The sequence below is a fragment of the Curtobacterium sp. TC1 genome, assembly GCF_019844075.1.
Classification (GTDB): Bacteria; Actinomycetota; Actinomycetes; order Actinomycetales; family Microbacteriaceae; genus Curtobacterium.
On the sequence record NZ_CP081964.1, the window covers coordinates 914639 to 932552 of the forward strand.

At 71.2% G+C, this 17914-nt stretch carries 17 protein-coding genes; 10 read left to right on the forward strand and 7 right to left on the reverse strand.

The annotated features are described in order from the left end of the window. Positions 1-35: 35 nt before the first annotated feature. Complete coding sequence (locus tag KZI27_RS05495) at positions 36-482, reverse strand: MarR family winged helix-turn-helix transcriptional regulator (RefSeq protein ID WP_222659755.1); 447 nt, start codon at positions 480-482, stop codon at positions 36-38. Positions 483-603: 121 nt separating this feature from the next. Here KZI27_RS05495 and KZI27_RS05500 point away from each other — a divergent pair, with 121 nt between their 5' ends. Then, positions 604-1587 (forward strand): AraC family transcriptional regulator, encoded by a 984-nt coding sequence (locus tag KZI27_RS05500; RefSeq protein WP_222659757.1) that lies wholly within the window; start codon positions 604-606, stop codon positions 1585-1587. 7 nt (positions 1588-1594) lie between these two features. On the opposite strand, the gene KZI27_RS05505 is transcribed toward KZI27_RS05500, so the two are convergent. After that, positions 1595-2626: a LacI family DNA-binding transcriptional regulator gene (locus KZI27_RS05505; protein ID WP_222659759.1), complete on the reverse strand. Its 1032-nt coding sequence runs from the start codon at positions 2624-2626 to the stop codon at positions 1595-1597. Between the two features lie 146 nt (positions 2627-2772). Here KZI27_RS05505 and KZI27_RS05510 point away from each other — a divergent pair, with 146 nt between their 5' ends. From KZI27_RS05510 to KZI27_RS05525, 4 genes are read left to right on the forward strand one after another with little or no spacing between them, the layout of a single operon-like run. Beyond that, on the forward strand, positions 2773-4071 hold the full coding sequence (locus tag KZI27_RS05510; RefSeq protein ID WP_222659761.1) for an ABC transporter substrate-binding protein: 1299 nt from the start codon (positions 2773-2775) through the stop codon (positions 4069-4071). A gap of 2 nt (positions 4072-4073) precedes the next feature. Further along, on the forward strand, positions 4074-5096 hold the full coding sequence (locus KZI27_RS05515; RefSeq protein WP_222659763.1) for a carbohydrate ABC transporter permease: 1023 nt from the start codon (positions 4074-4076) through the stop codon (positions 5094-5096). Then, positions 5096-5977 carry a carbohydrate ABC transporter permease gene (locus KZI27_RS05520; protein ID WP_123313217.1) on the forward strand — a complete coding sequence of 294 codons (882 nt, stop codon included), beginning with the start codon at positions 5096-5098 and terminating at the stop codon, positions 5975-5977. Before KZI27_RS05515 ends, KZI27_RS05520 begins: the two co-directional genes overlap by 1 nt. After that, the gene (locus tag KZI27_RS05525) at positions 5974-8475 is read left to right on the forward strand and encodes a glycoside hydrolase family 3 N-terminal domain-containing protein (RefSeq protein WP_410004021.1); all 2502 of its coding nucleotides are present in this window, start codon (positions 5974-5976) and stop codon (positions 8473-8475) included. Before KZI27_RS05520 ends, KZI27_RS05525 begins: the two co-directional genes overlap by 4 nt. Before the next feature lie 73 nt (positions 8476-8548). On the opposite strand, the gene KZI27_RS05530 is transcribed toward KZI27_RS05525, so the two are convergent. Further along, entirely contained in the window at positions 8549-9763 is a 1215-nt protein-coding gene (locus KZI27_RS05530) for an FAD-dependent monooxygenase (protein ID WP_222659764.1), read from the reverse strand. A 38-nt stretch (positions 9764-9801) separates the two neighbouring features. Here KZI27_RS05530 and KZI27_RS05535 point away from each other — a divergent pair, with 38 nt between their 5' ends. Then, positions 9802-10293, forward strand: a complete 492-nt coding sequence (locus tag KZI27_RS05535) for a MarR family winged helix-turn-helix transcriptional regulator (protein ID WP_222659766.1) — start codon at positions 9802-9804, stop codon at positions 10291-10293. Between the two features lie 27 nt (positions 10294-10320). Here KZI27_RS05535 and KZI27_RS05540 read toward each other — a convergent pair whose 3' ends face one another. After that, positions 10321-10707 (reverse strand): VOC family protein, encoded by a 387-nt coding sequence (locus KZI27_RS05540; RefSeq protein ID WP_222659768.1) that lies wholly within the window; start codon positions 10705-10707, stop codon positions 10321-10323. A 19-nt stretch (positions 10708-10726) separates the two neighbouring features. Next, on the reverse strand, positions 10727-11581 hold the full coding sequence (locus KZI27_RS05545) for a helix-turn-helix transcriptional regulator (protein WP_222659770.1): 855 nt from the start codon (positions 11579-11581) through the stop codon (positions 10727-10729). Positions 11582-11683: 102 nt separating this feature from the next. Between KZI27_RS05545 and KZI27_RS05550 the strand changes: the two genes are divergently transcribed. Together KZI27_RS05550 and KZI27_RS05555 are read left to right on the forward strand one after the other, a co-directional pair. Continuing rightward, the gene (locus KZI27_RS05550; protein ID WP_222659772.1) at positions 11684-12541 is read left to right on the forward strand and encodes an aldo/keto reductase; all 858 of its coding nucleotides are present in this window, start codon (positions 11684-11686) and stop codon (positions 12539-12541) included. A 5-nt stretch (positions 12542-12546) separates the two neighbouring features. Beyond that, positions 12547-13224 carry a flavodoxin gene (locus KZI27_RS05555; RefSeq protein ID WP_222659774.1) on the forward strand — a complete coding sequence of 226 codons (678 nt, stop codon included), beginning with the start codon at positions 12547-12549 and terminating at the stop codon, positions 13222-13224. A gap of 3 nt (positions 13225-13227) precedes the next feature. On the opposite strand, the gene KZI27_RS05560 is transcribed toward KZI27_RS05555, so the two are convergent. Then, positions 13228-14259 (reverse strand): Gfo/Idh/MocA family protein, encoded by a 1032-nt coding sequence (locus KZI27_RS05560; protein ID WP_222659776.1) that lies wholly within the window; start codon positions 14257-14259, stop codon positions 13228-13230. 72 nt (positions 14260-14331) lie between these two features. On the opposite strand from KZI27_RS05560, the gene KZI27_RS05565 reads away from it, so the two are divergent. Next, the gene (locus tag KZI27_RS05565) at positions 14332-15372 is read left to right on the forward strand and encodes a LacI family DNA-binding transcriptional regulator (RefSeq protein WP_222659778.1); all 1041 of its coding nucleotides are present in this window, start codon (positions 14332-14334) and stop codon (positions 15370-15372) included. Between the two features lie 80 nt (positions 15373-15452). Here KZI27_RS05565 and KZI27_RS05570 read toward each other — a convergent pair whose 3' ends face one another. Beyond that, on the reverse strand, positions 15453-16715 hold the full coding sequence (locus KZI27_RS05570; RefSeq protein WP_111084872.1) for an MFS transporter: 1263 nt from the start codon (positions 16713-16715) through the stop codon (positions 15453-15455). A gap of 164 nt (positions 16716-16879) precedes the next feature. Between KZI27_RS05570 and KZI27_RS05575 the strand changes: the two genes are divergently transcribed. Continuing rightward, the gene (locus KZI27_RS05575) at positions 16880-17911 is read left to right on the forward strand and encodes a Gfo/Idh/MocA family protein (RefSeq protein WP_222659779.1); all 1032 of its coding nucleotides are present in this window, start codon (positions 16880-16882) and stop codon (positions 17909-17911) included. Positions 17912-17914: the final 3 nt, after the last annotated feature.

The following is a 17914-nucleotide window of genomic DNA, read 5'->3' on the forward strand; positions in this document are numbered from 1 at the left end:
GCCCGGACCGGGTGCTGACCGCCCGTACCCTGCCGTCAGGGGCTCGGGGCGCCGAGATCGACGGCCGCGATGATGCGGTCGACGATCCGGACGAACCGGACCCTGTCCCGTTCCGAGAAGGAGGCCAACAGCTCGTGCAGGTGCTTGTTCGTGCCGTCCATGGCGACCGAGTAGTCGCGCCTGGCGGTCTCGGTCAGCTCGATGTGGCGACTCCGTCCGTCGGCCGGGTTCGGCACGCGACTGAGGTGCCCGCTCTGCTCGAGTCGGTCCACCATGCCGGTCACCGCCGGCCCGGTCAGGCCGAGGTGCTTCGCGAGGTCCTTGACGCGGACGGTCCGGTCGGCCTCTTCGGCACGGGACACGAACTGCAGCACGGTCAGGTCGCTGCCCGAGACGCCGAGCTGGTCGCGCAGTCGCGCGCGCAGAGCGGACACCGCGGCTTCGAGGCGGGTCAGCGCCGCGACGAGGTCGAGATCGCTCACTGGAGCGCCCCCTTCGCACGGATCGGGTCCGCGCCACGATACGCCGCACTCACCGGATCAGCGTATCCACATAACGAGTCCCGCTGCCAGGTCCGGGTGGCGACTCCGGCGGCGGTGCGCCGTGGCTGACCTGTCCGAGGTGCCGCTCGCCAGCGGGCGTGCGAGCGAGTCGGTCCGCTTCGAGGTGTCCGGAACGGAGCCGGAGTCCGCGGCGCGCGACCTGGCCACGGTGCACGGCGCCGAGCAGTGGTCGGCCCAACGGACCGGCGACGAGTTCCTCTACCGCTACACCGCGGTCGGCGACACCGAGGTCAGCATCCGCCGGTCCCGGATGCGCGGGGTCCTGCGCGGTGCGATGCCGATCAGCACCGACTACATCGTCGCCTGGATGACCAGCGGCAGCGCCCACCTCGACGTCGGCGGGCAGCGGGTCGACCTGCGTCGGAACGTGCCGACGCTGCTGCCCTGCGACACCGCGTTCGTCTTCGCCGCCGAGGACCACGACCAGCGACTGGTACACCTCGACCGGGAGCTCGTGCACCGGTTCGCCGGCGACCGGCTCGGGCTGGGAGACCGACCGTTGCGGTTCGACCACACGCGCGAACCGGACAGTGCCGCGTTCGGTCGGTGGCAGGGTGCCCTCGTGTCGCTGTCCCGCGCGCTCCGGGTGGCCGGGCCGGACTCGGACACCTGGTCCGAGGCGAAGGCGCTCGCGATCGCCGCGTTCCTCGAGACCTTCCCGCCGCAGCTCGACGACCTGCCGACGGAGCTGGCCCTGCCGCGGAACGCCCGACTGCGCGCCGCCGTCGAGTACGTGCACGCGCACGCGTCCGAGACGGTGACCATCGCCGACCTCGCCGCGGTGGCCGGTCTGAGCGTGCGGTCCGTGCAGGAGTCGTTCCGCCGGGTGTTCGACGTGTCGCCGCTGACGTACCTGCGGGATGTCCGCCTCGACCGCGTGCGCAGCGAGCTCGTCGAGCTCGACCCGCAGGCCGGGGTCATCGGCGACGTGGCCCGACGCTGGGGGTTCGCGCACCTCGGCCGGTTCTCGGCGTCGTACGCGGCACGCTTCGGCGAGTACCCGAAGCAGACCCTGCGCCGCTGACCCGGGGTCAGCCCCGCGGTGCCGGACCGGTGCTGGAGCGCACCCGCAGCGTGGTCGACAGGCGGACGTGGTCCGACGCGGCCTCGCCACGGAGCATCGTGAGCAGCATGTCGACCGCGCGGGACCCGAGCTCGGCCAGCGGCTGTGACACGGTCGTGAGCGGCGGGGTCGTGATCGAGGCCTGGGGGACGTCGTCGAACCCGACCACGGACAGGTCCTCGGGGATCCGCAGGTCGAGCTCCGCCGCGGCCCGCAGCACGCCGAACGCCGACGAGTCGTTCGCGGCGAACACCGCGGTCGGGCGGTCGTCCATCGCGAGCAGGTCGCGTGCGACGGCGGCTGACTGTTCTTCCTGGTAGTCGCCGTCGCGGACGAGCCGGTCGTCGATCGTCAGCCCGGCGGCGGTCAGGGCGGAGCGGTACCCGGCCTCGCGCAGCTGGGCGGAGGCCAGGTCGGCGCGACCCCGCAGGTGCGCGATCCGGGTGTGCCCGAGCGCGAGCAGGTGCTCGACGGCCTGCACCGCCCCGCCCTCGTTGTCGGCGTCGACGGTCGCGTGGCCCTCGGGGCCGGTGTGCGGGTCGATCGCGACGACGGGGATCGACGAACTCGACAGCGCCGTGGTCGGGGTGACGACGATGGCTCCGTCGATGAGGGTGCCGGACAGGCGGGACAAGGACCGGCGTTCCCACCCGGGGCGGTCGGCGCCCGTCATCAGGCCGGCGTAGGCGAGCAGCTCGTAGCCGGTGCCGGTCGTCGCGCTCGAGATGCCGCGCAGGAGCTCGGTGGAGAACGGCTCGAACTCGGGCACCAGGATCCCGACGACCCCGGTGCGGGAGCTCCGGAGACTCCGGGCGACCAGGGACGTCTCGTAGCCGAGGTCCGCGACGACCTGCTGCACGCGGACCATGGTGGCCGCGGCGACCCCGTCACGGTGGTTGATGACCTTCGACACGGTGGGGATCGAGACCCCCGCGACCCGTGCGACGTCGCCGATCGTCACCCGGCCGGCACCGGGACGCGCGCCGAGAGCCGAGTCCATGTGCTCACCGTACCGCTGAAGTGGGCGCCGAAACGGCCTAGAAAACGTTATCGATATCGATTGACAAGCGGCAGGAGCACCTGGCACGCTCTCCGCAGCGGCAGTGGATGTCGCTGCATGTCAACGACGACACGAGGAGTTCCACGATGACGAGGAAGATCCGTGCCGCGGCAGCCATCGCGCTGATCGGGGCGACAGCACTGGTGGCCACCGGCTGCTCGGCAGGCGGCAACGCGGCCGACGACGGCACCGGCAAGGTCACGATGACCTTCTGGCACAACTCCACCACCGGACCGGGCAAGGCCTACTGGGCCTCGACGGTCAAGGCGTTCGAGGACAAGTACCCGAACGTCACCATCACGACGCAGGCGATCCAGAACGAGGACCTGGACGGCAAGCTGCAGACCGCGCTCAACTCGGGCGACGGGCCGGACGTCTTCCTGCAGCGCGGTGGCGGCAAGATGGACGCGATGATCGCCGCCGGGCAGCTCATGGACATCTCCGACTCCATCAGCGCCGACGCGAAGAAGTCGATCAGCGCCGGGACCTTCGCGGGCTACGAGAAGGACGGCGCCACCTACGCCATGCCGGGCGCCGTGCTCCCCGAGGGCATCTGGTACTCGAAGGACCTGTTCAAGGCAGCCGGCATCGAGGGCACGCCCACGACCATGGACGAGCTGAACGACGCGATCACGAAGCTCAAGGCCAAGGACATCGACCCGGTCGCCGTCGGCGCGAAGGACGCCTGGCCCGCCGCGCACTGGTACTACAACTTCGCGCTGCGCGAGTGCAGCCAGAAGACGCTCGAGGGCGCGGCGAAGTCGTTGAAGTTCGACAACGCCTGCTGGACGAAGGCCGGCGAGCAGCTCGAGGACTTCACCGCGACCAAGCCGTTCAACGACGGCTTCCTGACGACCGCCGCCCAGCAGGGCGCCGGCAGCTCCGCCGGTCTGCTGGCCAACCACAAGGCCGCCATGGAGCTCATGGGCGCATGGGACCCGGGCGTGATCAGCTCGCTCACCCCGGACGGCAAGCCGCTGGCCGACCTCGGCTGGTTCCCGTTCCCGACCATCGACGGTGGCAAGGGCGACCCGAAGTCGATGATGGGTGGCGTCGACGGCAACTCCTGCTCGGCGAAGGCCCCGAAGAAGGCCTGCACGGACTTCCTCAACTTCATCGTGCAGAAGGACAACCAGGAGGCCTACTACACGGCGTTCCAGGCCATCCCGGTCAACCAGGAAGCCCAGTCGGTCGTCGACGCGGACTACCTCAAGTCGGCCCTCGCCGCCTACCAGGAAGCCCCGTTCGTGTCGCAGTACCTGGACACCCTGTACGGCCAGAACGTCGGCAACGCGCTGAACACCAGCGTCGTCGACCTGCTCGCCGGCAAGGGCAGCGCGAAGGACATCGTGGAGACCACCAACCAGGCTGCGGCCAAGGGCTGACCATGACCCTCGACACCTCGCTCGGCACGACCCCGACCACCGGGTCGGACACGGCCGCGGGGACGTCCCCGGCGGGGAGTGGTACGCCGCTCCCCGCCGGACGGCGGTCCACGCGCTGCATCGCGGACTGGCGGAAGCGCGTCGAGATCGCGGTGCTCGCCGGCCCCGCGGTCATCGTCTTCGTCACCTTCGTGATCCTGCCCGTGGTGCTGGCCGCCTACTACGGGTTCTTCAAGTGGCAGGGCTACGGCCCGCCCACCGACTTCGTGGGGCTGCAGAACTACCTGATTATCTTCCAGGACAAGGCGTTCCACGCGGTCCTGATGCACAACGGCTTCATCGTCGTGCTGTCGCTGGTGCTGCAGGGGCCGATCGCCATCGTGCTCGCGCTGCTGCTCAACCAGAAGATGCACGGTCGCGGACTCGTCCGGGTGCTCGTGTTCGTGCCGTACGTCATCTCCGAGGTGATCGTCGGCACCGGCTGGAGCCTGATGCTGCAGTCGAACGGTGCGGTGAACGACCTGCTGCAGGGCATGGGCCTCGGCGGGCTGCGGGCGGACTGGCTGTCCAACCCGGACATCGCCATCTGGACGCTGCTCGTCATCATCTCGTGGAAGTACATCGGCTTCGCGGTGATCCTGTTCCTGGCCGGCCTGCAGAGCATCCCCGAGGAGCTCTTCGAGGCGGCGGCCATCGACGGCGCCGGCTACTGGCAGATCCAGCGGCGGATCACCCTGCCGCTGCTCGGCCCGACGATCCGGATCTGGGCGTTCCTGTCGATCATCGGCTCACTGCAGCTGTTCGACCTCGTCTACATCATCTGGGGCCAGTACATCTCGTCGACCGCCGGCACCTCGACGATGGCGACGTACATGGTCGCCAACGGCCGCACGTCGGGCAACTTCGGGTTCGGCAGCGCCGTGGCCGTGGTCATGTTCGTGATCTCGCTCGCCGTCGCCCTGATCTACCAGCGCTTCGTGCTCCGCCGCGACACCGCGGGTGCACTCACCGAGAGGAAGAACTGATGGCCACCACGAGCATCGTCGCCCCCGGGCGGCGGGCCACGCGGGAGCGGCGGTCCAGTGCCGCCATCGGCCGCGCGAACCCGCTCACCTACCTGGTGGCGATCCTGTTCGTCGCCGCGAACCTCGCCCCGGTGCTGTACATCGTGCTGGGCGGCTTCCGGACGAACTCGCAGATCACCACGAGCCCCGCCGGGCTGCCGGCACCGTTCGAGCTGGGCAACTACGGCTCGGTGCTGTCGAGCGGCATCTTCTGGCAGCAGCTCGCCAACTCGACGATCAGCGCCGTGACGACCACCGCGGGCGTCGTGGTGCTCGGCCTCATGGTGAGCTTCGTGCTCGCCCGCTACCGGTTCGCCGGACGCGGTGCGCTGTACGCGCTGTTCGCCGCCGGCCTGATGTTCCCGATCACCGTCGCGATCACGCCGCTGTACCTGCTCGTGAAGGACCTCGGTCTGACGAACAGCCTGGCCGGCGTGATCCTGCCGCAGATCGCCTTCGCCCTGCCGACGACGGTCATCATCCTGGTGCCGTTCCTGCGGGCGATCCCGGACGAGCTCGAAGAGGCGGCGTCGATCGACGGCGCCAGCCGCCTCGGGTTCTTCTTCCGCATGGTCGTGCCGCTGTCGCTGCCGGGCGTCGTCACGGTCGGCATCCTGGCGTTCATCGCGAGCTGGAACAGCTACATCCTGCCGCTGTTCATCCTGAACAACGAGGGGAGCTACACGCTGCCGCTCGGCGTGCAGGCGTTCTCGTCGCAGTACTCGGTCGACACGGCCAAGGTGCTGGCGTTCACGTCGATGTCGATGATCCCGGCACTGGTGTTCTTCACCATCTTCCAACGCCGCATCGTCGGCGGGCTGACCGGGGCGGTGAAGGGGTGACGACGACGGACGCGACCCGGCCCACCGGAGGCCAGCCGCGCCTCCAGGACGACCACGGGGCGACCGACGCTGCCGGACCCGACCGCGCGACCACCCTGCTGGCCGCCATGACCCTCGACGAGAAGGCGGCGCAGCTCGTCGGCTACTGGCTCGACCAGGACGGCGTCGTCGCACCCATGCAGGGTGAGATGGCGGCGGCCGCCGACGGCCGCACGCTGGCGGACATCACCCGCGACGGCATCGGCCAGTTCACCCGCGTCTACGGCACCCGACCGGTCGAACCCGACGACCGCGCGGCGTGGCTCTGGGCGGAACAGCGGCGGCTCACGCGCGAGACCCGACTCGGGATCCCCGCGCTCGTGCACGAGGAGTGCCTGACCGGGCTCGCCGCCTGGAAGGCCGCGACGTTCCCCACCCCGCTGGCATGGGGTGCGGCCTTCGACCCGGACCTGGTCGAGCAGGTCGGCGCCGCCATCGGCGCGTCGATGCGGCAGCTCGGCGTCCACCAGGGACTCGCGCCGGTCCTCGACGTGGTCCGCGACCCCCGCTGGGGTCGGGTCGACGAGTGCATCGGCGAGGACCCGTACCTGGTCGGCACCGTGGGGACCGCGTACGTGCGCGGCCTGCAGTCGGCTGGCGTCGACGCGACCCTCAAGCACTTCCTCGGGTACTCGGCGTCCCAGGCGGGGCGGAACCACGCGCCGGTGCACGCCGGACCCCGCGAGGTCGCCGACGTGTACCTGCCGCCGTTCGTGATGGCGCTGCGCGACGGTGGCGCCCGGAGCGTCATGAACTCGTACGCCGAGATCGACGGCGTCCCCGTCGCGGCGAACGGCGAACTGCTGACCGGCCTGCTGCGTGACGAGCTCGGGTTCGACGGCACCGTCGTCGCGGACTACTTCTCGGTCGCGTTCCTCGAGGTCATGCACGGCATCGCCGCCGATCGTGGCGAGGCTGCGGCGCTGGCACTCGAGGCCGGCATCGACGTCGAGCTGCCGACGGGTGACGCGTACCTGGCGCCGCTCGTCGAGCGGGTCCGGTCCGGACTGCTCGACGAGGCACTGGTCGACCGCGCCGTCCTGCGGGTGCTGCGGCAGAAGGAGCGCCTGGGCCTGCTCGACCCGCAGGCGTTCGAGGACGAACCGCCGACCGGGATCGACCTGGACACCCCGCTGCACCGGTCGCTGGCGAAGCAGCTGGCGGCGCGGTCGCTGGTACTGCTGTCGAACGACTCGCGCGACGCGGCTGGCACCGGCAGCGCCGCGCCGGTCCTGCCGCTGCGCGCCGGTGCGTCCGTCGCCGTCATCGGCCCGAACGCCGACCGCGCCGAGGCGCTGCAGGGCTGCTACTCCTTCGCGAACCACGTGCTCGCCTCGCACCCCGACCTGCCGCTCGGCTTCGCCATCCCGACCGTGCGCGAGGCGATGGTCGACGCCCTCGGCGAGGACGCCGTGCGCTTCGCCGCGGGCTGCGCCGTCACCGGGTCCGACCGTGCCGGGTTCGACGACGCCGTCGCCGTGGCCGCCGCGTCCGACGTCGCGGTCGTCGTCGTCGGCGACCAGGCCGGACTGTTCGGCCGCGGCACGGTCGGCGAGGGGAACGACACCGAGTCGCTCGACCTGCCGGGTGTGCAGCGCGAGCTCGTCGAGGCGGTCGTCGCCTCCGGCACCCCCACCGTGATGGTGCTGCTCACCGGGCGGCCGTACGCGATCGGGTGGGCGCTCGACGGCGACGGCGACGGCGTCGCCGGGGCCGACCACGGTGCCGGCGGTTCGCTCCGTCCCGCCGCCGTCGTGCAGGCCTTCTTCCCCGGCGAGGAGGGCGGCACCGCCATCGCCGACCTGCTCACCGGCGCCGCCTCGCCGTCCGGCCGCCTGCCCGTCTCGCTCCCGCGGGCCGCCGGCGCGCAGCCGTACACGTACCTGCACCCCCGGCTCGGCGGCCCGTCCGACGTCACCGCCGCCGACTCGACCCCGGTCCGTCCGTTCGGCTTCGGCCTCGGCTACACGTCGTTCGCGTACGACGACCTGGTCGTCGACGCGTCCGTCCGTTCCGACGCCGGGTTCGAGGCGTCCGTGACCGTCCGCAACACCGGTTCCCGCGACGGCGAGGACGTCGTCCAGCTCTACGGCCACGACGTGCACGGCAGCGTCACCCGACCCGAGGTCCAGCTGCTCGGCTACGCGCGCGTCGCGCTCGCCGCGGGGGAGTCCACGCGGGTCCGCTTCCGGGTGCCCGTCCAGCGGTTCGCGTTCACCGACCGGCGGATGCGCAAGGTCGTGGAACCCGGGGACGTGCAGGTCTGGGTCGCGTCCCACGCGGCGGCGTCACGACCGGGAGGCCCGGTGCCGGCAGGCGGGATCGTCGCGTCCGGTGGTGGGCCGGCCCGACAACCCGTCCCCGGCTCCGCGACGGAGCGCGCGACGGTCGCGGTGACCGGGCCGGTGCACGAGGTCACGCTGGGCGACCCGCGGGTCGTCGAGTGGGAGGTCGGGTGATCCGACGCCGTGATGGCGGGCCGGCGGACCGTGCGGTCGGATCAGGTCGCACGGTCCGCCGGCTTCGGCAGTGCTACCGCCGACCCTGCTGCGTGGCTCCGTGCAGCGGTGGCAGAGGGCGATCGCTGTCGGCGACCCGGGTCAGCCGTGCTGCCAGTGGTCGGAAGAGCGCCGACAGCAGCACCTTGTCCGCCACACCCCGGGCGGCGAGCCCGAGCCGGGTCTGGGGGTACGCGAAGTGCACGATGCCCCTCGGGATGCCCTGGATCGTGTCGACGAGGGGGCGCATCCACGTGTCGAAGGCACCGAGTGCGCGGTCGAGGTCCTCGTCCGCCGTGACCGACGCTGCCAGCACGTACCCGCTCGTGAGTGCGAGGGAGGCGCCACCGCCGCCCATCGGCGTCACGCACCAGGCCGCATCGCCGATCACGCACACACGGCCGCGGTGCCAGCGCGGCATCCGGATCTGGGTCAGCTCGTCCAGGTAGACGTCGTCCGAGTCGTCGAACCCGTCGAGCACGCGCTCGGTCTGCCAGCCGGCGTCGGCGTAACGGGTCCGCAGTGTCGCCAGGGCCTCCGACCGCGAGCGGCCGACCAGGTCGTCGCCGCCGGCGTAGGCCAGGATCGCCCGGGTCGTGCCGTACGGGTCCGGGCGCAGGTGGACCTGACGGCCGCCGACGGCGTTGTACCAGCGCCACCGGTCGTCGTCGGACGGCGTGCGCGGGATCGTCCCGAAGACCATGGTCACCCCGAGGTCGCGCTCGTCGACCTCGCCCTCCGCAGCGAAGAGCCGGTCGCGGGTGCGTGACCGGACACCCTCGGCGACGACGACCAGGTCCGCGTCGAGCACCCGACCGGCGTCGGTGGTGACGGAAGCGCGCCCGGACCCGGGCGCGTCGTCCACCTGCTCGATCGTCTCGCCGTAGACGATGTCGACGTCGTCGGGCAGGTCGTCGAGGAGTACCCGGGCGAAGTCACCGCGCAGCACCTCGAGTTCGGCCGTCGCACCGTCCGGGCCGTCCGAGGGCAGCTCGGACCGGACGGTGCCGTCACGGCGGACGATCACCGTCCCCGTCTCGGTCGTGTTCCGTGCGCGGATCGCATCGACCAGACCCATGCGGTCGAGCACGTCGCGGGCGACCCCGCGGACGTCGACGTTCTGCCCGCCGTCGCGGAAGGCCGGCGCGCGTTCGATCACCGTCACCCGCCACCCGACGTGGCGCAGCCACCATGCGGCGGACAGGCCTGCGATGCTGGCTCCGGAGATCACTGCGTGCTGTGAGGTCATGCTTTACAGTAAAGCAACTGCACAGTAAAGGAACCTGGATGCCCGACATCGACCCCCTCACCACGGCGTGGTCCGACGACGAGGTGGCCGTCATGCACGCGCTGCGCGACTGGGCCGTCACGTTCGACGAGCTCCAGCGGCACCTGTCGTCCTGGATCGGGCTGCCGGGTTCGGACGCGAACGCGCTCGGACAGATCGTGTGGGCGGACCAGGCTGGTGAACCGCTCTCGCCCGCGCAGCTGGCGCGCCGGATCGGCATGACATCCGGTGCCACGTCGGTCCTGCTCGACCGCCTCGAGGCTGCCGGCCACGTCGAACGACACCGCGAGAGCACCGACCGCCGTCGGGTGACCCTGCGCCCGACCGAGTCCGCGCGTGCGGAGAGCGGGCGGTTCCTCGCGTTCTCCGGCGCCGAGATCGCCGCGACGGTGCGAGATGCCGATCCGGAGGAGACGCGGGTCGTCCTGGCGTTCCTGCGGCGCATGACCGACGCCGCCGAGTCGGCGAACGGTCGCCTGCAGACACGCTGAGGGAACCGACGGGCGGCGTCGCCGCGCTCAGTGCTCCTTGACGAGCGCCTCGACGTTGTTGCCGTCGGGGTCGCTCACGAACGCCGTGTAGGCGCGGTACTCGGGCCAGTACCGAGGCTCGTGGCGCGAGAGCCAGCCGGACGCGACGGCCGCCCGGTGGAACGCATCGACCTCGGTGCGGCTCGCCGCCTCGAACGCCAGGTGCAGACCACGGGTCACCGCCGCCGTCGTGGGTGCGGTCTCGAGCGAGACGCTCGGGGTGTCCTGGCCGGTGGTCCAGTACTCGGCGACGGACTCGGTGCGGTAGCCCGCCTCGACCCCCAGTGGCGCGAGTGCTGCCGTGTAGAACGCCTCGCTCGCGGCGAAGTCGCTGGCGAAGACCCCGAGGTGGTGGATGAGGCAAGGACCGGGCACGGGAGTGACGGTACCCACGTCAGCTCGTTGCCGAGGTCGCCGACAGGCTGCCGAGCAGGGTGAGGCGTTCTCCGTTGGGCGACCCGGCTGTCGCCGTGCAGGCGTACATGGTCCACCCGGGACTGTCGGGCAGGTCGAACGCCTCGTACGTGAACTCGAGGTCGCCGACGTCGGGGTGGTGGATCCGCTTCGCACCGGTGCGGTGGAACCGCACGTCGTGGGCAGCCCAGCGGGCCCGAAACTCGTCGGACCGGGTCACGAGCTCCCCGATGAGTCCGGTGAGGTCCTTGTCGTGCGGGTGTTGTCCGGCAGTCTGTCGGAGCGTCGCGACGATGCTGTTCGCGCCCGCCACCCAGTCCGGGTAGAAGGTCCGGGCCGCGGGGTCGAGGAACGTGAAGCGTGCGTTGTTGCCCTGCGCACCCGGGGCGTCGAGGACCGGTGCCAGGAGCGCCCGGCCGAGCGGGTTCGTCGCGACGATGTCCATCTGCCGGTTCCGCACCCACGTCGGTGTCCCGGTGACCGTGTCGAGGAAGCGTTGCAGACTCGGACGCACGACTGGCTCCGGCGTGGTGGTCCGCCGACGGATCGGGGCCGGAGCCGCGCCGCGGGTGAGGTCGTGCAGGTGCTCGGTCTCGGCGTCGTCCAGTTGCAGCGCACGGGCGATCGCCTCGAGGATCTCGGTCGACACCCCGGAGAGGTTCCCGCGCTCGATCTTTGCGTAGTAGTCGATGCTCGTCCCCGCGAGCATCGCGACCTCCTCGCGACGGAGCCCGGGGACGCGTCGCCGACCGCCGCTGATGAGGCCGGCCTGCTCGGGCGTGATGCGAGCACGCCGGGTGCGGAGGAAGTCACTGACCTCGGCCTGGTTGTCCATGCCCCTCACCGTACGTCGACGCGCTGTCGCGAAGGAGTGACTGCTGGTACACGGAAGAGCCCGCCCTCCCACGGACGCCGCCGCGGGAGTCTCATGGGAGTCATGGCGAAGACGACTCCCACAGTGACCCTCAACACCGGTACGACGATGCCGCAGCTCGGCTTCGGTGTGTACCAGATCCCCGCCGACGAGACCGAGCAGGCCGTCACCGCTGCGATCACGGCCGGCTACCGCCTGATCGACACCGCCGCCTCGTACGGCAACGAGGAAGCCGTCGGCCGTGGCATCGCCGCCAGCGGTGTGCCCCGCGAGGAGCTGTTCATCACCTCGAAGCTGTGGATCCAGCACCGCGGCGAGGACGGCGCCCGTGATGCGATCACCACGTCGTTGCAGAAGCTCGGCCTGGACTACCTCGACCTGTACCTGATCCACCAGCCATTCGGTGACTACTACGGCGAGTGGCGTGCCCTCGAAACGGCGCACCGAGACGGCCGGCTCCGCGCAATCGGCGTGTCCAACTTCGCCGCCGACCGACTCGTGGACCTCATCGCGTTCGCCGACGTCGTGCCCGCGGTGAACCAGATGGAGACGAACCCGTTCCACCAGCAGGCCGACTACCAGGAACTCTTGCGGGGCGAGGGCGTGCAGCTCGAGGCATGGGCGCCGTTCGCCGAGGGCAAGAACGACCTGTTCACCAACCCGGTCCTGTCCGAGATCGGTGCGGCGCACGGCAAGTCGGTCGCGCAGGTCGTGCTCCGGTGGCTCGTGCAGCGCGGCGTCGTGGTCGTGTCGAAGTCCGTCAAGCCCGAGCGCATGCAGCAGAACCTCGACGTCGTCGACTTCGAGCTCACCGACGAGCAGATGGCGACGATCGCCGAGCTCGAGGCAGGCGAGTCGCAGTTCTTCTCCCACGTCGACCCCGACATGGTCCGCTGGCTCACCGGCCGCGCCGAAGCCTGATCTGCATGCCCGGCCAGCAGCCCACCCGCCGCCAGGTGCTGCGGACCGCCACGGCAAGCACGCTCAGTGTGGCCGTGGGTGGGCTGCTGGCCGCGTGCACCACCGCGCCCACTCCGTCCACCACCCCGAGGAGCACCGTGTCCCCGACCGCGCGCGACGACCGCGTCCTGCTGGCGTACTTCTCGCGACCCGGGGAGAACTACTGGAACGGCGGCCGGCGCACCATCGACACGGGCAACACCGAGGTCCTCGCCGGTCTGATCGGTGACCGGATCGACTGCGACGTCGTCCGTATCGAGGCCGCCGACCCCTACTCCGACCGCTACGACGCCACCGTGGCACGCAACAGCACGGAGCAGGACGACGACGCCCGTCCGGAGATCGCGAGCGAACTGCCCGATCTGCGCGCCTACGACACGGTGCTGCTCGGGAGCCCGATCTGGAACGTCCAGCCGCCGATGATCATGGCGACCTTCGTCGAGGCCGTCGACCTGTCCGGCAAGCGGCTGCTGCCGGTCGTCACGTACGCGGTGACCGGTCTGGGCTCCACTGAGTCCTTCTACCGCGACATCGACACCGGGGCGATGCTCGTCGAGGGGCTCGCAGTGCGCGGTGAAGACGTCCGCGAGCGCGCTGCCGGAGACGACGTCGACCGGTGGCTGCGGAACGTCGGGCTCACCTGACCGTCACGGGGCCGCAGCGATCGCTGCCCGGGCCGTGTCGATGACCCGCATCACGCCGACGACATCGTCGTGCGTGTGCACCGGCGACTCGATCCGCCCCTCGGCCGCGAAGGACGCGAGTGCGGTGGCCTGGTAGGCGAGCCCGTCATGCAGCACCTCGAGTCGCTGGTCCGTCCAGGTCGCGGACTCCGACGCCGCGAAGTTCCCACGAACCGCGGTGATCGACGAGGGCCCGAAGAACGGGCTGCCGATGTCGATGCGTCCCTCGGTGCCGACGACCGAGGCTCGCACGGGCAGCGCGGTCTCGAGCGACGTCGACAGCATCGACCGGGCTCCGCCCGCGTACGAGAGCAGCAGGTCTGCGCGCACGTCGACGCCGCCCGGACCGCTCGCCCCTTCGACCAGCACGCGGTCGGGGGAGCCGAGAACCGAGGCGGCGAACGAGATCGGGTAGACGCCGGCGTCCAGCAGCGCGCCGCCGCCGAGCTCCGGCGCCCACAGGCGGTGCCCCGGGTCGTACGGCATCACGAACCCGAAGTCGGCGGTCACGAGCCGGACGGTGCCGATCGTGCCGTCGGTGAGCAGTCGCCGCATGATGTCCGACTGCGGCAGGTACCGCGTCCACATCGCCTCCATGACGAGCACGCCGGCGGCCCGTCCCGCACCGGTGATCTCCTGCGCCTCGGCAGCGGACATCGCGATCGGCTTCTCGATCAGGACGTGCTTCCCGGCGGCGATCGCAGCGAGGGCCTGCTCGCGGTGCAGCGGGTGCGGGGTGGCGACGTAGACGACGTCGACCTCGGGGTCGGTCACGAGTGCCTCGACGCTCGACACGGTCCGGTCGATGCCGTGCTCTGCGGCGAACGCGCTGGTCTTCGCGGCGTCACGGGCGGTCACGGCGACCGCGCGCTGCGGCGTGTGCCGGTGGATCGCGGTGACGAACTTGCCGGCGATGCCGGTGCCGATCACGCCCCACCGCAGGGCCGGCACGGCGTCGGGGTCGGGTAGGACCGGGGTGGGCAGCGTCAGGGTCATCGTCGTCCTCTCGCAGGGATTGGCTCGTGCCATCCCAGCCTACGCGTCCTGCGCACGTGCCAGACTAGCCGGGTGACGACGGGGACCGACGACCTGCCGGAGCGGCGCCCCACCGGCGGCCGCCTGCCGACGATGCGTGACGTCGCCGAGCACGTCGGGATGTCCCGGCAGCTCGTCTCGCTCGTGCTCCGCGGGGCCCCCGGTCCCAGTGCGGAGTCCCGCGACCGGATCCTCGCCGCGGCCGCTGAGCTCGGCTACCGCCCGCACACCTCGGCCCGGCTGCTCCGCGAAGGCCGCACGCGGCTCATCGGTGCGGTCTTCAGCATGCGCAACCCGTTCCAGGTCCGGTTCGTCGAACGGCTCTTCGCCCGTGCCGCCGAGCAGGGCTTCGGTGTCGCCCTCGGGCCCGCCGGCGCAGAGCGCTCCACGGACCAGGTGGTGGCCGACCTGCTCGGCGAACGCGTCGAGGCCCTCGTCGTGTTCAACCCCGACCCCGACGCGACCGCGCTCGAGGAGGCGAGCCGCCTCGTGCCGGTCGTGCTCCTCGGCGAGTGGACGGACGCCCCGTACGCCGACAACGTGCACGTGGACGAGGCCGGTGGACTCCGCGCCGCGGTCGAGCACCTGGTCGGTCTCGGTCACCGCCGCATCGCCTACGTCGGTGGCGAGGACGGGCTGGTCGGCCTCGATCGTGCGACCGCCTACCGTGCCGCGATGCAGGGCGCCGGACTCGCAGCCGAGACCGACGTCGTCCCCAGCGGCTTCAGCGAAGAGGGTGGCGCCGCGGCCGCCCGCACGCTCGTCGCCCGCGACACCCTGCCCACCGCCGTGGTCTGCTGTGGTGACCAGTGCGCCACGGGCCTGCTCGCCGTCTTCGCGCAGCACGGGGTCGACGTGCCGCGGCGGGTGTCGGTGGTCGGCTTCGACGACAGCTACCTCGCGTCGCTCAGCTACCACCGCCTGACGTCGGTGCACCAGGACGTCGAAGCGACGGTGGATGCAGCGCTCGCCGCCGTGCTCGACCGGACCTCGGGTGAGGGTGGCGAGCGTCGTCGTGTCGCGACACCGACCCGCTTCGTGGTGCGTGCGTCGACGGGTCCTGCCGAGCGCTGAGCGTCGAGCGTCGAGCCGGAACGACGTGGTGGACGTCGTGCGACGTCGACCACGTCGTTCCGGGTCGGGGTGGCTGCCGCTCAGCGCACGCTGCGGATCGGGATCACGACGAGTGCGCCGACGAGTGCCACGATGCCGGCGCCCCAGAGCAGCACCGGGTAGTTGTCACCAGCGCCGACCCCGAGCAGCAAGGCACCGAGTGCCGGCGCGAAGGACTGCGGCAGGGAGTTCGCGATGTTCATGACGCCGAGGTCCTTGCCGGGCTTGTCCTTGTCGGGCAGGACATCGACCACCAGGGCGTTGTCGACGGCCACGTAGATGCCGTAGGCGAAGCCCATGATCACCTCGGCGACGTAGAACACGGTGACGTCCTGCGCGTAGACGAGCACGACGAGGCCCACGCCGAAGAGCAGGGTCGAGCCGCCGACGAAGACCTTGCGGCGGCGCAGCCGGTCGGACAGCCAGCCGGAGAACGCCGTGCCGATCATGAGCGCGATCGTGTAGAGCAGGACACCGAACGCCACTGCCGAGGTGGCGCGTTGCGCGGTCATGCCGAGGTGGTCCTGCATGTAGAACAGCCGGAACGTCGTGAACAGGAACGTGGCGAGGATGATCAGGAACCGCGACCACCACGCCAGACCGTAGTCGCGGTGCGTGATCGGGTTCGTCCAGAAGGTCTGCACGATCGTGAGCCACGAGAACGGCTTCGGTCGGACCTCGGGGATGCGGTCGGGGGTGACGAACGCGTACACCAGCACGCAGAGCACGCCGAGGACGCCGGGCAGGATGAACAGCAGCGGCAGGTTCTCGACCAGCAGGACGGCGGCGTAGGTGCCGGCGAGCACGGCGAGGTTCTGCGCCAGCCCGATCACGCTCGATGCCCGGCCGCGTTGCAGCTCGGGGACGTTGTCCGCCCAGCTGGCCATCATCGCCGAGTACGCGGCGTTCGACCCGAGCTGGCAGACGATCCACGCCACGGTGAGCATGCCGACGTTCGGCGAGGAGGCCACCATGGCGAGTCCGCCGAGCAGCACCAGGATGCCGGCGAGCAGCCACGGGCGCCGCCGCCCCCACCGCGTCCGGGTTCGATCACTCAGGGCGCCGAACAGCGGGTTGCCGAAGATCGCGCCGAGTGATCCGAGCGGCAGCGCGACGGCGATCACCGAGGCGGGGTCGTCCGGGTTCAGCGCCTGGGCCTTCAGCTGCATGCTGACGTAGACCGGCGACAGGATCGCCACGTAGATGCCGAACTGCGCCAGTCCGAGGGCGGTCAGGTACCAGTTGCTGACGTGGTTGGTCGGGGTGGCGGTGGTGAACGGGTGCGCCGGCAGCCTTGTCGACATCGACTCCTCCTCGGGTCGTGTGCACGTCGTCCGGTCGGAAACCCGGTCATCGGTGACGCGCGTTTGGCTCGTGCTAACCTGACGACGTCGGCGATGTTATCTCGTGCCAAGCACAAACGCCACCGCCCGACGACGAACCACGGAACCGCGAGCACTGGAGCACGATGATCCCCACCGCCCTGCCCGAACCCGAGCTCTTCACGACGGCGTCCGGTGATCCGTCCCTCGGCTGGGGGATCGTCGGACCCGGCTGGATCGCCGGCGAGTTCGCCACCGCGGTGCGCGCTTCGACCGCCCAGCGCATCGTCGCCGTCGCGTCCCGGTCACTGCCCCGCGCATCCGCGTTCGCTGCCGAGCACGGGATCGAGGCGGCCGTCGAGGGTGTCGACGCCCTCGTCGCCCGGCCCGACGTCGACGTGGTCTACATCGCGACACCGCAGAGCGAGCACGCCGCGGTGGCCCTGGCAGCGATCGCCGCCGGCAAGCACGTGCTCATCGAGAAGCCCTTCACCGTCACGGCTGCCGAGGCCCGCACCGTCGCCGACGCCGCACGCGCCGCCGGGGTGTTCGCGATGGAGGGCATGTGGAGCCGGTACCTGCCGCAGGCCTCGGTGCTCCGGACCCTGCTGGCGGACGGAGCGCTCGGCGAGGTGCGCAGCGTGCTCGCCGACCACGGCCAGGCGATCCCGTTCGGCCCGGACCACCGGCTGTTCCGTCCGGAGCTCGGCGGGGGAGCGCTGCTCGACCTCGGCATCTACGCCGTGCAGTTCGCCTCGATGGTGCTCGGCGCACCGCAGCGGGTGACGGCTCGCGGGCGTCTGACCGAGTCGGGCGTCGACGCCTCCGGCTCGCTCGTCCTCGAACACGGCGCCGCCCAGGCCGTCCTGCACACGACCATCGCCGCGCGGACGCCGACGACCGCGTCCATCGCCGGCACCGAGGGCACGATCGCCTTCGCCGGGCCGTTCTACAACCCGACGACCTTCACGATCTCGGCCGCCGCGCACGGATCGCCCGTCCTGCACTGGGATGACCCGACACCGCTGCGGGGCTTCGCCGCCCTGGCGTGGGAGGCCACTGCCCTGGCACGCTTCGTCGGCGAGGGGCGGACGGAGTCCCCGCTGCACACCCTCGACGAGACGATCTCGATCCTCGAGACCATCGACACCGCCCGCGCGCAGATCGCCGCGGGCTGAGCA